A 13,060-nucleotide genomic window follows, 5' to 3' on the forward strand; every position below is an offset into this window, starting at 1 on the left:
CGCCCCGCCCAGCTTGTTGTTTGCCGGTGTGTCTCAGTGACCCGCCGCCTGGTTGAGCGTCAGATGCTTTGTCTCCGGCGCCCACGCAATCGACACGATCATCCCGACCAACAGCACCCCGGCAAGCGCGAACATCGTTGCCTGGAACCCCAGCGTCGTAATACTGACCGGCAGCAGGAACGTGCCCACCGCAGACCCCAGCCGACTGCACGCAACAGAGAGACCGACGCCGCTTGCCCGCACTTCCGTCGGGAAGCATTCGGGAGGAAACACGCCAACCAAGTTGCTGAACGCCGACATCGTGAGCGTGAAGATTGCGAACGCGATAATCATGCCGACCGATGCCGTGGACGGCAGCAGCGCCAGCACCAGAAGCGACACGCAGGTCACCGCAAATGAGCCGATCAGAAAGCCACGTCGCGACAACACGATCGTGAGCCAGATGCCGACCAGTGCGCCGAGTACGAGGAAAGCATTGAGCAGCAGATCCGTGCCAAACCCTTGCGACAGTCCGATCGTCCAGAGGATCGTCGGCAAGAACGTGTAGATCGCGAAGTACGGGATCACCAGGCACATGAAGAACACGCAGTTGAAGAGCGTGCGGCGAATCAGATCCGGCTGAAACAGACGCCCGAAACCCACGTTGGCGTGCGGTTCGGCCGCGCCGTCCAGCACGACGTTCGGGCCGAAGAACTTGGCAACAATCGCGCGCGCTTCCTTCATGCGTCCCTTACCGGCCAACCAGCGCGGGGACTCCGGCGTGCCCATGCGCAGGAACAGGATGATTGCGGCAGGCAATGCGGCCGAGGCCAGCAGCCAGCGCCAGGAATCCGGCGTGGCGTGCGCGTAGACCATGCCGAGCACGTTGGCGACGACGTAGCCCACGGTCCAGATCACGCTGAACGAACCCAGCAAGACCCCACGATGCTTGCGTGGCGAGAACTCCGCCAAAATCGCATGGCCAACCGAAAAGTCACCGCCCATCCCGATACCAATCAAGATACGCAGCAGGAACAGCTCCATCGGTGACGTCACGAAGAACTGCGCTGCCGAAGCGACGGTGATGATCAGGAAGCTCGTCAGGAAGATCTTCTGACGGCCCATGATGTCGGACAGACGGCCAAACAGGAGGCTGCCCAAGAAGATGCCGATCAACGCGGAGCTGCCAAGCATCCCCATCCAGAACGGATCGAGCGGCATCTGGTTGCCCATGGCGCTGAGCGCATAACCAACGGTCCCCAGCACGTAGCCTTCGGTCAGGTGCGCACCGAACGTCAGGCCGGCGATCTTGATATGAAAGCGGTTCAGCGGAACATCGTCGAGATTGACCCGACCTTGCAGGCGTTTAACCGTGGACGGCTGCGGCATGGTGCCGTCAGCCACATACTGAGCATTCGAATGGCTCATGGCTCCTCCTGAATTTTTATGAGTGATGCGCGGGCGTGAGACGCCTCGGCGAGGGGAAAGGCGCGCCGCGCAGCCTGACGAGGTGCGCGGCGCAATCGCTGGGGGAGCGACTTAGCGGCCGAGACCGGCCATCAGCGTGTACTTGAGTTCGACGTACTCGTCGATGCCGTACTTCGAGCCTTCGCGGCCTAGGCCGGATTGCTTCACGCCGCCGAAGGGGGCGACTTCGGTCGAAATGATGCCGTCGTTGACACCCACCATCCCGCTTTCCAACGCGCCCGAGACACGCCATGCGCGACCGAGGTCACGCGTGTAAAAGTACGCGGACAGGCCAAACGGGGTGTCATTGGCGACGGCAATCGCCTCTTCCTCGGTCTCAAAGCGGAAGCACGCGGCGACGGGGCCGAAGGTTTCCTCTTCCGCGATCAGCATGTCGGGCGTCATGCCTGTCAGCACGGTCGGCTCGTAGAACGTACCGCCCAGCGCGTGGCGCTTGCCGCCAGTGACCACCGCAGCGCCCTTGGCCGTTGCGTCAGCAACGTGCGCTTCCACCTTGGCGAGTGCCGCCGCGTTGATCAACGGCCCCTGCTCGACGTCGCCCGTGAGCGCATTGCCCACGCGCTGCTTCTTGACCGCCGCCGCCAGCTTTTGCGTGAACGCGTCGTATACACCGTCTTGCACCAGGAAGCGGTTCACGCACACGCAGGTCTGCCCGGTGTTGCGGAACTTGGAAGCCATGGCGCCTTCCACCGCTGCATCGAGATCGGCATCATCAAACACGATAAACGGCGCGTTGCCACCCAGCTCCAGCGACAGCTTCTTCAGCGTGTCTGCCGACTGTTTGGCAAGCAGCTTGCCCACGCGTGTCGAGCCCGTGAACGACAGTTTGCGCACGACCTCCGACCCCGTGAGCACCGTGCCGATGGCCACCGCATCACCCGACACGACGTTGAACACGCCAGCCGGCACGCCTGCGCGCTCGGCCAGCACGGCCAGCGCAAATGCCGACAGCGGCGTTTCTTCCGACGGTTTGAGCACCATCGTGCAACCGGCCGCCAGCGCGGGACCCGCCTTGCGCGTGATCATCGCCAGCGGGAAGTTCCACGGCGTGATGGCCGCCACCACACCAATCGGCTCACGCGTGACGACAATCTGCGCGTTCGGCTTCGGGCTGGGGATCACGTCGCCGTACATGCGCTTGGCTTCTTCGGCAAACCACTCCAGAAAGCTCGCGGCATACGCGACTTCGCCCTTGGCTTCTGTCAACGGCTTGCCTTGCTCGCGCGACATCAGCTCGGCCAGTGCATCGCGGTGTTCGAGCATCAGTTCGCCCCAGCGCTTGACCCGTGCGCCGCGCTCCTTGGCGGTGAGTGCGCGCCAGGCCGGTAGTGCGCGCTCGGCGGCATCAATGGCCTGCTGGGTTTCGGCAGCGCCACCCTTGGAAACCTGCGCAATGGCTTCGCCCGTTGCGGGGTTCAGCACCGCGTAGGTGGCTGCACCGCCCTGCGGCTCGTACCATTCGCCACCAATGTAGTGGCCGGTCTTGAGAAATTCGCTCATGCCGTTTCAACTCCTTCCAACAGCGGCTGTGCTGCAAAAACGCCTTGCGCCGGACGCGACTCGCGCGCGATGCGGCGACCAGCGGTGTAGTCATTGATGAGATCGCAAGGCGTGTAGTTGCGCTCCAGCTCGAACAGTTCTTCCTCAGTGAGTTGGGTGCCCAGAGCACCGAGTGCGCTGTTGAACTGCTCAACCGAATCCGCCCCCACCAGCATGCTGTCGATACCCTTTTGGTTCAGCACCCAGGCTTGCGCGATCTGTGCAGGCGCCACGCCCCGGCGCTTCGCGACCCTCGCCACCGATTCCGCAATCGCCAGCGACGCCGGATCGCCATACATCTGCGCGGTAAAGAAGTCGGTCTGGTTGCGGGTCGATTTCGGCTCGCACGTCAGCAGGCCGCGCGCCAGCGGGCTGAACACCGACACACCAACCCCCTGGTCGATGCAGTACGGCACCATCTCGCGCTCTTCTTCGCGGTAAGCGAGGTTGAGCTGGAGCTGCATATTGATCGGCTTGTGCCAGCCGTTGCGCTCGCACACCTGCATGATCTTGGCGAACTGCCACGTGTACATGGTCGACACACCGAGGTAGCGGGCCTTGCCGGCCTCGACAACGTCGTGCATCGCGCGCATGGTTTCCTCAACAGGCGTGTTCACGTCGAAGAAATGCAGCATGTAGACATCGACATAGTCCATCTCGAGTCGCCTGAGCGACGCATCAATGCCATCGAGGATGTGTTTGCGCGAATGGCCACCCGCATTGGGATAGTTGCCCATGTCGTAGCCCACCTTGGTGGTCACGACCAGCTCTTCGCGGCGCGCGAGGCGCTTCAGGATGCGGCCAACCACCTCTTCGCCGACACCGGTCGAGTAGAAGTCAGCCAAGTCGATGAAGTTGACACCGGCTTCTAGCGCGTGACGCACGATGGACTCGCTTTGCGCCTCATCAAAGATCCACGGCTTCCACTGCGGCGTGCCCATGTTCATCGTGCCCAGACACAGGCGCGACACCTTCAGGCCGGATTGGCCCAGGCGGACGTATTCCATCTTGGGTCTCCTCAGCCCTTCTTCGGGGTGTAGAACGGGTTGGAGACTTCACGCGCGGCCGCAAACACGGCTTCCTTGCGCGGCAGACCTTCCATGGCGGCGACGATTGCGTTGCGGCAGGCCTTGTAGTTGTTCTCGAACACGGCGTCGAGATCGTCGGTCTTGGGGTTCACCCAGTTGGCCGACACGACCACCCAGTCGTTCTCCGCTTCCGGCGGCAGCGTGCCGTTTTCCAGCGCTTCAGCCACCGCCTTAGCGATGCCTGCCTGCGAGGCACCCCAGGTGGCATTGCCGTGGAAGTCGCTCTCGATCGGCGCCTTGTTCACATACAGCGTGAGCGGCTTGGTCGGCACGCCCGGCTGCGCAATGATGACGAACGGTGCGTGGCCTGCCGACGGGGTTGCCAGTGCGGTGGAGAACGCCTGGCCTGCAGGGCCGTTGCGCGGCCCGACCAGCACGTTGATGTGCGCGAGATTGACGCCAGGGCCTTCAAAGCCTTCGCCGATGTAGAGCTGCTTTTGGGTGGAGGAAGTCATTGCGATGTCACGTCCAAGATCAAGAGGGATATGCGCGGCCATTGTGTCGGCGCGCGAATCCACCCGGGAAGCGACAAATTTCGATGACGGGGTATGCGAGCGCCGCATATCGGGACTCGCCCCAGGGCTGCGGCGTGGCTGATCTGTGGAGGGAGGTAACGCGTGCGATCGAGGCGAATCAGCCGGCCTGGAAAGCACGGGGCAACGCCGCGGCATGCCCCATGGCAGGAGAAGCAAAGGGAGGGGCGTACCTGCAGCCGCCCCTCTTCGCCTGGTTACTGGATGGCTACGCGGCGCGCATACCCCGCAGCCCGGTCTGTCAGTTGCTGGGCGCGCTGGGCAGCGTTCACATAGCGCGTACCGACGGGCAACACATTTGCCAGGTTGCTCAGCTTCACCACCTGGGTCTGGATGGACGGCCCGCCTGCCAGCGGTTTGGTGGCCGGCAGATTCTGCCAGCGGACCATGATGGTGCCCTCATGCAGCCCCACCGGATCAATCCAGTTGGCCACACCCGGGTCCTGCGTTGACACCACGAAGGTGTAGCTGCCATCCGTGTTGGGCGCTGCCTGCACGTTGTTCAGGCTGGACTGATGGCGGATCGGGTCGACCGTGACAAGCCATGGGTCCGTCACCGGAAAGACCACGTACCCTGCCCCACCCGTCTGCACGGTGGCCACCAGCGCCTCGTCGTCTGCCAGCTTGAAATAGCCGAACGAGCTGGCTTGCGTGGTGAGCGTGCCCAGCGTGGACGAGATCGACGGGCTGGACAGCGTGTTCACGGGGTTGGTATGCGTCTTGAGGCCCAGCGCACCCACGCCGTAGTCAAGAATCGATTCCTGCAGATTGATCCACGCATCGGCCGCAATGGCAAAAGCACCCTTGGCCGGATAGCTGCGGCCGTCCGCCACGCGCTGCACGCTCAGCGTGTCGGGCGTTTCGGTATTCCAGTTGCCAAGGTTGTTTCGAATGAACAGCTGCCGCGCCTGCCCGTTGGACTGGATATGGTTCACGCGGCCGTTGGCCGGTGTGTTGTCCACCGTAATGGTGTACGTACCGTCGGCATTCACCACCAGGTCCTGGCCCGTGAGAATGGCCACGGTCTGCTGCGAGTTCGGATTGCTGATGAGCGAGAACGTGACATCAGTCGGGCCCGGGTAGGTGCGTTTGCCCTTGATGACGTAACGCGACGAGCCATCGATCGGGATGGTGCGATAGATGTTGTCCGGGTTGTCATAGGAGTAGCGCCCGCCCGGCACGCTCACGCCGGGCCAGTTGCGCGGCGGCGCATCCACCCAGTACACCTTGGGGTTGAACGGATCGCCGTTGGCCGATTTCTGGATGGCGCTGAATGCCAACTCGTCGATGGCGTTGTCCAGACGGCTTGCTGCTTCAGCGCTGACGTTGCCGCCGTAAGCCAAGGCGTAGGCGGCCTTCGCCTCCGCCTTGAGCACCGGGTAGCCGTTGGTCCGGTTGATCTGCACGGCCAGTGCGTCGAGCGCAACCTGATCGGCAGTCGCCAGTGGCGAGGCTGCTTGAGCCGGCACCACCAATGCGGCAAATAGCGCGGCAACACCCGCCACGCGAAGGGAACGTGCCAGCACGGCAGGCAATCGAGAAGAGAACTGCGAGGTCATCTTGCTTCCTTGTGGTTGTTGTGGGTGAACAGCAGCAAGAAAGTCTGTGACAGCGCCACGCCGGGCTGAACGAAGATAAAACGATGAAGTCATGCGCCGGCGGCATAACACTACCTCGCGTTGACCCAGGATGAACGGATGCGTCGCGTGCCCGCTTTCAACGTCGATGACGTTATGGCCCGCTACTGGCGCCGTATCAACGTTATGCGCAACAAGAGGCAGTGCACATGCCCAGCTGCGCAACGCATGCGTGCTGCATGCGGCCCTGCTCCAGGCTGGACGCAATCAACTTCTTGTACACACTGTATTGACCTGAAGGCAGCACCGGCTGCAGCGTCTCCAGGCATTTCTCTGCACCGTACAGGCGCCGCGCGGTTGCGGAGTGGCACACTTCCGTGTTCACTCCCCTTATAGGAGGTGCACTCATGGAATCCCACTCCACGACAACGGACGCGCTTGTGCTGCACGAAGCGCACGAAGGCGTCGTCACCCTCACGCTGAACCGCCCACTGCAATTCAACGCGCTGTCCGAAGCCATGCTGGACGCACTGCAGCGTGCCCTGGACGACGTTGCGGCAGACGACAGCGTGCGCTGCGTGGTGCTGGCCGCCGCAGGCAAGGCGTTTTGCGCCGGGCACGATTTGCGCGAAATGCGTGGCACGCCGCAGCTTGCCTACTACCAGGCGCTGTTTGCCCGCTGCAGCGCGGTGATGCGGGCCATCCAGGCCCTGCCGGTGCCCGTCATCGCGCGGGTGCATGGCATTGCCACCGCAGCGGGCTGCCAGCTCGTTGCCAGTTGCGACCTGGCGATTGCGTCCGACGCGGCACGGTTTGCGGTCTCGGGCATCAACGTCGGCCTGTTCTGCTCAACGCCCGCCGTGGCGTTGTCGCGCAACGTCTCGGCCAAGCGCGCGTTCGACATGCTGGTGACGGGCCGCTTCATCGACGCGGCCACGGCTGCAGACTGGGGCCTCATCAACGAGGCCGTGCCTGATGCGGCGCTTGACGAGGCCGTGGCACGCAAGGTGGCCGACATCCTGTCAAAGAGCCCCGCCGCCATCCGCTATGGCAAAGCGATGTTCTATCGGCAGCGGCAGATGGCGCTGGACGATGCGTATGCCTACGCTGGCGATGTCATGGCGCGCAACATGATGGAAGAGGATGCCAGCGAAGGGATTGACGCGTTTCTGGAGAAGCGTCCGGCCAAGTGGCGGCGGTAAGCGGATTCAGATTGCCCCGTGCAGCCACCGCCCGACCTGCAGCCTACGTCCGCTGCGCTGGCGTCAGGCGTGCAGGCATCGACATCGCTGCAACCCCCACGACGACGCACCCCAGCCCCAGCCAGGCCGACGGCGCGAGCGACTCCCCCAGGAAAGCCACGCTGATCCCCACGCCAATCGGAACCCGCAGATAGGCTTGCGCCGTGGTGCCAATCGCCCCCAGCACCTGAATCAGCCGAAAGTAGATGACGAACGCCAGCGCCGTCGAGAATGCCGCCAGTGCAACCAGCGCCATCAACGAGCGCGCGGACGGGTGAATCTCCCAAGGCCGATCGACTATCAGGCTGACGGGGGTCAGCAGCAGCGCACCCACGATCAACGACCCTGCCGCAGGTGCGGCAGGATTCAGCCCCTTGAAAGATCGGCCGTAGATGGCAGCGCCGGCATAGCAAGCCGTCGCCGCCACGATCGCCAACTGCCGGATGAGCTGGCCACCCAGCCCATCGATGGCGCTCGGGCCAATCACCATGCATGTCCCGACAAACCCGGCGATGACGCCCACGAGCTTGCGCCAGGACACCGGCTCGTGCCGGGTAATCAGCGCCGTCCCCAGGAACACCATCACGGGCGACGTTGAGTTCAGGATTGTGGCCAAGCCCGCCCCCACGGAGCGCTCCGCCCACGCGATGAGCGTGAACGGAATCACGCTGTTGAGCAGCGCCTGCACACCAAAGCGCACCCAGACAGCCCGATCGCGCGGCATCTGAACGCGACGCCACCGCATCCACAGCAGTAGCAGCGCACCTGCAATCAGCGTCCGTGCCGCGATGAACGTCAGCGGCGGAATGGTCTCCACGCCGATCCGGATGAACGTGTACGACGCACCCCACAAGCTTGATAGAACAAGCAGCAAGACCAGCCCGTTCAGATTGCCGGTCGCAGATATGTCGGTCTTTTGCACCGGAATCCCCTCACCGCTTATGCCCCAATGGAGGGAGATCGTAGATCGGATCGGCCTGTTTCCCTAGCGGGAACGGTTCGGTCTCGGCCAAAGTGTGGGCGATGGCTTTACGTGCTCAGCGGATGGAAAACCCCTTTGGGGATAGCCTCGAGAGCAAGCCGGCTGCGCTCATCACCCGTGATTTCTACATTCGATCCGCGCCAGTTTTGCTATCCTTTCTTGCAGCGTATCGCGCGGTGCGATACGCTAAAACCTTGCTGGCCCATTCACCTACTTCTGAATACTCCTATGGCAACCAAAGCTAAAACAGCAGCAAAGAAAGCAGCACCGAAGAAGGCCGCGCCGGCAAAGAAGCCTGCCGCCACCACGGCATCGGTCAAGCCGTTGAAGGACACGTTCACCAAATCGAGCCTGGTGAGCCATCTGGCCGAACAGGCACAGGTTGACGCCAAGGCGGTGAAAGCGGTTCTGCTGCATCTGGAAAACACCATCACGGGCGCACTGCACAAGAAGGGCGCCGGCGAGTTCACGCTGCCGGGTCTGTTCAAGGTGACGTCCGTGAAGGTTCCGGCAACCAAGCGCCGCTTCGGCAAGAACCCCTTCACTGGTTTGGAGCAGTGGTTCGAAGCCAAGCCGGCGTCGGTGCGCGTGAAAGTCCGTGCCCTGAAAAAGGTCAAGGATGCTGCCCTGAACGGGTAATACACCGCGACAGGAAGAAAGGGGGCTTAGGCCCCCTTTTTTTATGCTGAGCCCGAGCGCGCAAGCCCTGCCATACGCTCAACACGCTACATCGCCCGATATCTCCACCTGACCAAGGATCATTTAAGTGACGCCATTCACATCTGCTTACGTGCGCCGGGTGGCCCAACTATCCGTGGTTTTGAATATGGCGCTCGAAAGCGCAACGCTAGCCGTAGCGGCGCGTTCGGCAGAACCGGCCAGTCCGGAGGCATCTGAAAAGCAATGTGAGGCCGTCATTGATGGCGATATTCAGCGCTTGCGCACATTGAACGAACCGCCGCAGCCGTTCCTCAAATGCCCGCATACCGTATTCACGCTGGCGAAAATCGCAACGGAAAATCTCCGGCAGGATGATTGGCTGGCATTCCGCGATCTTGCCCGCCCGGAAGATCGGGCAGAACTGAATAACATGCGCCTGGAGTTCTTTATCGGCCTGGCGCCAAACCAATTGCAGGTGAAACCGGTCTTGCGCGGGATCGAGTTGCTGCTTGACGACGGCGCCACGCCAATGCGAGACGGCAAGTACGCCTGGGGAGAAGTTGGGCGCCTCCTGCAAGTGCTTGGGAACGGCCGTGTCACCCCTGAAGATTCGGCGCAGGTGGCTCACATTTTCCTTGATCGCCTGCTCGACAAGGCACCCGCGGAGCAGACGGCCAATCTATCGACACTCTGGTCGGGCATTGTCGATTTACCGGAACCGCAGCGCGGGGACGCCCTGCAACGGCTGAAGGCCAAGTTCGGCCAGTTCACCCCGCACCGCGATGCGTGGCAGCGGGATCCGGGCGTGAGCTATCCGCTCAGAAGCGCGGATATCGCGGTTGCCATCCGCAAGCGCGCGCCCATCGGCGTCGTACGCACCCTGCTCGACCTACGTGAGCCCGCCCCGCCCGAGATGGCCGTCTGGGATGACGCCATCCATGCCGGCCGCCTGGACATACTCGAAACCTTGATCCAACGCGGCTATGCGCTGCCGATGCAACGCCACGCAACCGGCGTCTGGACGTCACCACTCATGAGCAGCGCCCAGGTTGCCATCAAGGGAGATACCCGTGCGCTGGAGATGCTGATCGGCATGTCGCCGCAGCCGCTGATTCCGGATGAGGTCAATCAGCGCATGAAAACCGTGCTGTTTCAAGCGCTGGACACCATTCCCGAAGCCCAACTCCGGCATATCAATGACCAGCTGAACGCGATGTCGCCGTCGAGCCGTGTCGCTGACGTCACCGCGCGCGATCCTCGGGGATACAGCTTGCTGGTCCGCGCCGCAGCCTATGGGGACCTGCCGCTCACGAAATCTCTGCTGGATGCGGGTGCGGACCCCAATGCCAAATCCCCCGCGGGCTTCACCGCACTTGCCTACGCACGCTGCTATGGGCACCCGGAGGTTGCGCAACTGTTGCTGCAGAAGAGCCCGACAGCGCAAGCGGACGGTTGTCCGCGTTGAGTATCGGCCCAGCCAGCTCGGTGGTCTCCGTGACTGCGGGGTTGGTCAATCAACCGCACTAGCGTGCCCGCGCAGCCTCGGGCTCGGCGCGCTCAGGATGGAACGGTTTGGCGTCCAGCCGACGGAAGATGAACGCGGACAACACCGTCACCAGGCCCATGGTGAGGAAGGCGAGTTGGTAGGCCGGTGCGGCCACGCCGAGCCTCACCGAAAAAAGACTGACGAGCCCGCCGCCAATCGTCACGCCCAGGCCGATCGCCAGCATCTGCACCATCGAAAACAAGCTGTTGCCGCTGCCGGCATCCTGATGGGACAAACCTTTGAGCGTGATGCTGTTCATGGCGGCAAACTGCATCGAATTCGCCCACCCGAAAATCGACAGTTGCAGGATCGACAGTGCCAGCGGCCAGCCCGGCGACATCGCCGCAAACGATGCAATGGATACGCCGACGATCCACGTGTTGATCAGCAGGAATCCGTCGTACCCGAACCGGTTCACGAGGGGCACGACCCAGCGCTTGGCGACCATTCCCGCAATGGCAATCGGCAACAGCAGCAACCCCGAATGGAGCGGCGAATAGCCAAGCTGCAACTGAAACAGCAGCGGCAGCAGGAATGGCACGGCGCCCGAACCAATCCGGCAGAAAAGGTTGCCGATCAGGCCAACACTGAAGTTGGGCTCGCGAAACAGCGATAGCCGGAACAACGGAGAGGCACGCCGCCTTGCATGCGGGATATAGAGCAGCGCGCTGACGAGGCTGATGGCAACGAGCAGCGCACTCCACGGGCGATCCGCACCGTTCTCGAGCGCCAGCGAAAACGTCACCATGCACATCGACAGCAGGCCGCAGCCTATCCAGTCGAACGGCGGCACCACGCTCGATGCGTCGTGCGGCAGATAGCGTCGCACCGCAAACAGGCCCACCAGGCCGACCGGCACATTGATCAGGAAAATCCAGTGCCAAGAGGCATCCTGCACGAGCCATCCGCCCAGCGCCGGCCCCAGTAGTGGTCCCACCTGCCCCGCCACCGACACGAAAGCCAGCGCCGCGATGTACTGCTCGCCCGGGATATTGCGCAACACCGCCAGCCGGCCAACTGGTAGCAACATGGAGCCCCCAATGCCCTGCAGAACGCGTGCGATGACGAGTTGCGGCAGCGTGTGCGCCGTGGCGCAGAACACTGAGCCGAGAACAAAAATCAGGATGGCGCTGAAATACACGCGCCGCGTGCCGAACTTGTCAGCCAGCCAGCCCGACGCCGGCGTCAGCAGCGCCATGGTCAGCGTATAGGCCACCACCACTGATTTGAGGTCGAGCGGTTTCTCGCCCAGGCTGCGCGCCATCGAGGGCAGCGCGGTATTGACGATCGTCGTGTCCAGCGCCTGCATGAAGAAGCCGGCAAAAACGATCCACAGCATGGCCTTGTGAGACACATCCTGTTTGGCGGCGGAGGAAGAAACGGTGTGCATGCGCAATCCTGGGTGACCCTGCCCAGAACGTTCCGGACAACACCCGCAATGCTACGCACGGTTGACCAATCGGGAACCCCTCTGGAGTCGTTGACTGTCATTGGAAAATCCGATGACAATGCGCCATGCTCAATCCCGTATGGATTCAGACCTTCGCCACAGTGGCCGCGGCACGCAGCTTCACCGATGCCGGGCGGCAGCTTGGCTTGTCGCAATCGTCGGTCAGCGATCACATCCGCCGCCTGGAACAGAGCGTCAACCGGCGGCTGTTTGTGCGCGACACCCACTCCCTGTCGCTGACGCCCGACGGCGAGGCGCTGCTCGTCCACGCAAGGCTGATCCTCGAATCGCTGGCGCGCGCCGAGCTGCAGTTCAGCGCGCCGCGGCTGCAGGGGCGTGTTCGGCTGGGGACTTCGGAAGACCTGGCCTCCGGGCCCTTGCCCAATCTGCTGGCGGCGTTCCGCGCCACACACCCGGACGTCGAGCTCGAGATCACGATGGGGATGACCAGCAAGCTTTACGAGGGCATCGAAGATGGCTCGCTCGACCTGATCATCGGCAAGCGCCGTGAAGGCGGGCGGCGTGGTGTGCCGCTGTTCCGGGGTCAGCTCGAATGGCTGGCGCGGCCCGGCACCGTGGTCGATGTGGGGCAGCCGCTGCCGCTCATCCTCGTCAATGAGCCGAGCGTGACCCGCTCGGTGGTGATGGACACATTGGCTGCGGCAGGCTGGCTCTGGCGCGTGGTATGCACCAGCAGCAGCCACTCGGGCTGCATTGCTGCTGCACGCGGCGGGCTGGGCATTACGGTGCGTGCGCAAGACCTGAGCGGCGGCGGATTGGTGCCGCCCGTCAATGTCGATACCCTGCCGCCCCTGCCGGCAATCGAGTTCATCACGCTGTCGGCGCGGCGGCTCACCAAGCCTGCGGAAACGCTCCTGCAGCTCATCCGCAAGAGTGACCTGCGCGCGGGGCGAGCGGACTGAATCCAGGCAGGAGAAACGCGGCGGCGCATCAGGCTGCCTCCCCGCAAATGTGCG

General features: G+C 63.1%; 11 protein-coding genes. 4 read left to right on the forward strand and 7 right to left on the reverse strand.

The features are described from left to right. Nucleotides 1-33 precede the first annotated feature (33 nt). The 5 genes from C404_RS32090 to C404_RS32110 all read right to left on the reverse strand — a co-directional run bounded on the left by C404_RS32090 (nt 34) and on the right by C404_RS32110 (nt 6,186). Nucleotides 34-1,368, reverse strand: coding sequence for an MFS transporter (locus C404_RS32090; protein WP_235180610.1), 1,335 nt, complete (start codon nt 1,366-1,368; stop codon nt 34-36). 150 nt (nt 1,369-1,518) lie between these two features. Further along, nucleotides 1,519-2,967: an NAD-dependent succinate-semialdehyde dehydrogenase gene (locus C404_RS32095; RefSeq protein WP_021192778.1), complete on the reverse strand. Its 1,449-nt coding sequence runs from the start codon at nt 2,965-2,967 to the stop codon at nt 1,519-1,521. After that, nucleotides 2,964-4,013: an aldo/keto reductase gene (locus C404_RS32100; RefSeq protein ID WP_021192779.1), complete on the reverse strand. Its 1,050-nt coding sequence runs from the start codon at nt 4,011-4,013 to the stop codon at nt 2,964-2,966. The genes C404_RS32095 and C404_RS32100 overlap by 4 nt, the downstream gene beginning before the upstream one ends. An 11-nt stretch (nt 4,014-4,024) precedes the next feature. Further along, nucleotides 4,025-4,549, reverse strand: coding sequence for a formaldehyde-activating enzyme (gene fae / locus C404_RS32105; RefSeq protein WP_021192780.1), 525 nt, complete (start codon nt 4,547-4,549; stop codon nt 4,025-4,027). A gap of 275 nt (nt 4,550-4,824) precedes the next feature. Then, on the reverse strand, nt 4,825-6,186 hold the full coding sequence (locus C404_RS32110) for a DUF1214 domain-containing protein (protein ID WP_021192781.1): 1,362 nt from the start codon (nt 6,184-6,186) through the stop codon (nt 4,825-4,827). 425 nt (nt 6,187-6,611) lie between these two features. Between C404_RS32110 and C404_RS32120 the strand changes: the two genes are divergently transcribed. Then, nucleotides 6,612-7,406 carry an enoyl-CoA hydratase gene (locus C404_RS32120; protein ID WP_021192783.1) on the forward strand — a complete coding sequence of 265 codons (795 nt, stop codon included), beginning with the start codon at nt 6,612-6,614 and terminating at the stop codon, nt 7,404-7,406. A 43-nt stretch (nt 7,407-7,449) separates the two neighbouring features. Here C404_RS32120 and C404_RS32125 read toward each other — a convergent pair whose 3' ends face one another. Then, on the reverse strand, nt 7,450-8,367 hold the full coding sequence (locus C404_RS32125) for a DMT family transporter (protein ID WP_021192784.1): 918 nt from the start codon (nt 8,365-8,367) through the stop codon (nt 7,450-7,452). Between the two features lie 288 nt (nt 8,368-8,655). Here C404_RS32125 and C404_RS32130 point away from each other — a divergent pair, with 288 nt between their 5' ends. Then, entirely contained in the window at nt 8,656-9,066 is a 411-nt protein-coding gene (locus C404_RS32130; protein ID WP_021192785.1) for an HU family DNA-binding protein, read from the forward strand. A 127-nt stretch (nt 9,067-9,193) separates the two neighbouring features. After that, nucleotides 9,194-10,552: an ankyrin repeat domain-containing protein gene (locus C404_RS32135; RefSeq protein ID WP_152524386.1), complete on the forward strand. Its 1,359-nt coding sequence runs from the start codon at nt 9,194-9,196 to the stop codon at nt 10,550-10,552. Nucleotides 10,553-10,610: 58 nt separating this feature from the next. On the opposite strand, the gene mdtD is transcribed toward C404_RS32135, so the two are convergent. Beyond that, a complete protein-coding gene (gene mdtD / locus C404_RS32140) occupies nt 10,611-12,023 on the reverse strand; it encodes a multidrug transporter subunit MdtD (protein ID WP_021192787.1) in 1,413 nt (470 codons plus the stop codon). Nucleotides 12,024-12,148: 125 nt separating this feature from the next. On the opposite strand from mdtD, the gene C404_RS32145 reads away from it, so the two are divergent. Next, a complete protein-coding gene (locus C404_RS32145; protein WP_021192788.1) occupies nt 12,149-13,006 on the forward strand; it encodes a LysR family transcriptional regulator in 858 nt (285 codons plus the stop codon). The last annotated feature ends 54 nt before the right edge of the window (nt 13,007-13,060 follow it).

The organism is Ralstonia sp. AU12-08 (assembly GCF_000442475.1).
Classification (GTDB): domain Bacteria; phylum Pseudomonadota; class Gammaproteobacteria; order Burkholderiales; family Burkholderiaceae; genus Ralstonia; species Ralstonia insidiosa.

What these genes read in the sequence shown, in the direction of transcription:
- C404_RS32090 (WP_235180610.1), bottom strand. Translation starts at nt 1,368, where the DNA reads ATGCCGCAGCCGTCCACGGTTAAACGCCTGCAAGGTCGGGTCAATCTC.
- C404_RS32095 (WP_021192778.1), bottom strand. Translation starts at nt 2,967, where the DNA reads ATGAGCGAATTTCTCAAGACCGGCCACTACATTGGTGGCGAATGGTAC.
- C404_RS32100 (WP_021192779.1), bottom strand. Translation starts at nt 4,013, where the DNA reads ATGGAATACGTCCGCCTGGGCCAATCCGGCCTGAAGGTGTCGCGCCTG.
- fae (WP_021192780.1), bottom strand. Translation starts at nt 4,549, where the DNA reads ATGACTTCCTCCACCCAAAAGCAGCTCTACATCGGCGAAGGCTTTGAA.
- C404_RS32110 (WP_021192781.1), bottom strand. Translation starts at nt 6,186, where the DNA reads ATGACCTCGCAGTTCTCTTCTCGATTGCCTGCCGTGCTGGCACGTTCC.
- C404_RS32120 (WP_021192783.1), top strand. Translation starts at nt 6,612, where the DNA reads ATGGAATCCCACTCCACGACAACGGACGCGCTTGTGCTGCACGAAGCG.
- C404_RS32130 (WP_021192785.1), top strand. Translation starts at nt 8,656, where the DNA reads ATGGCAACCAAAGCTAAAACAGCAGCAAAGAAAGCAGCACCGAAGAAG.
- mdtD (WP_021192787.1), bottom strand. Translation starts at nt 12,023, where the DNA reads ATGCACACCGTTTCTTCCTCCGCCGCCAAACAGGATGTGTCTCACAAG.
- C404_RS32145 (WP_021192788.1), top strand. Translation starts at nt 12,149, where the DNA reads ATGCTCAATCCCGTATGGATTCAGACCTTCGCCACAGTGGCCGCGGCA.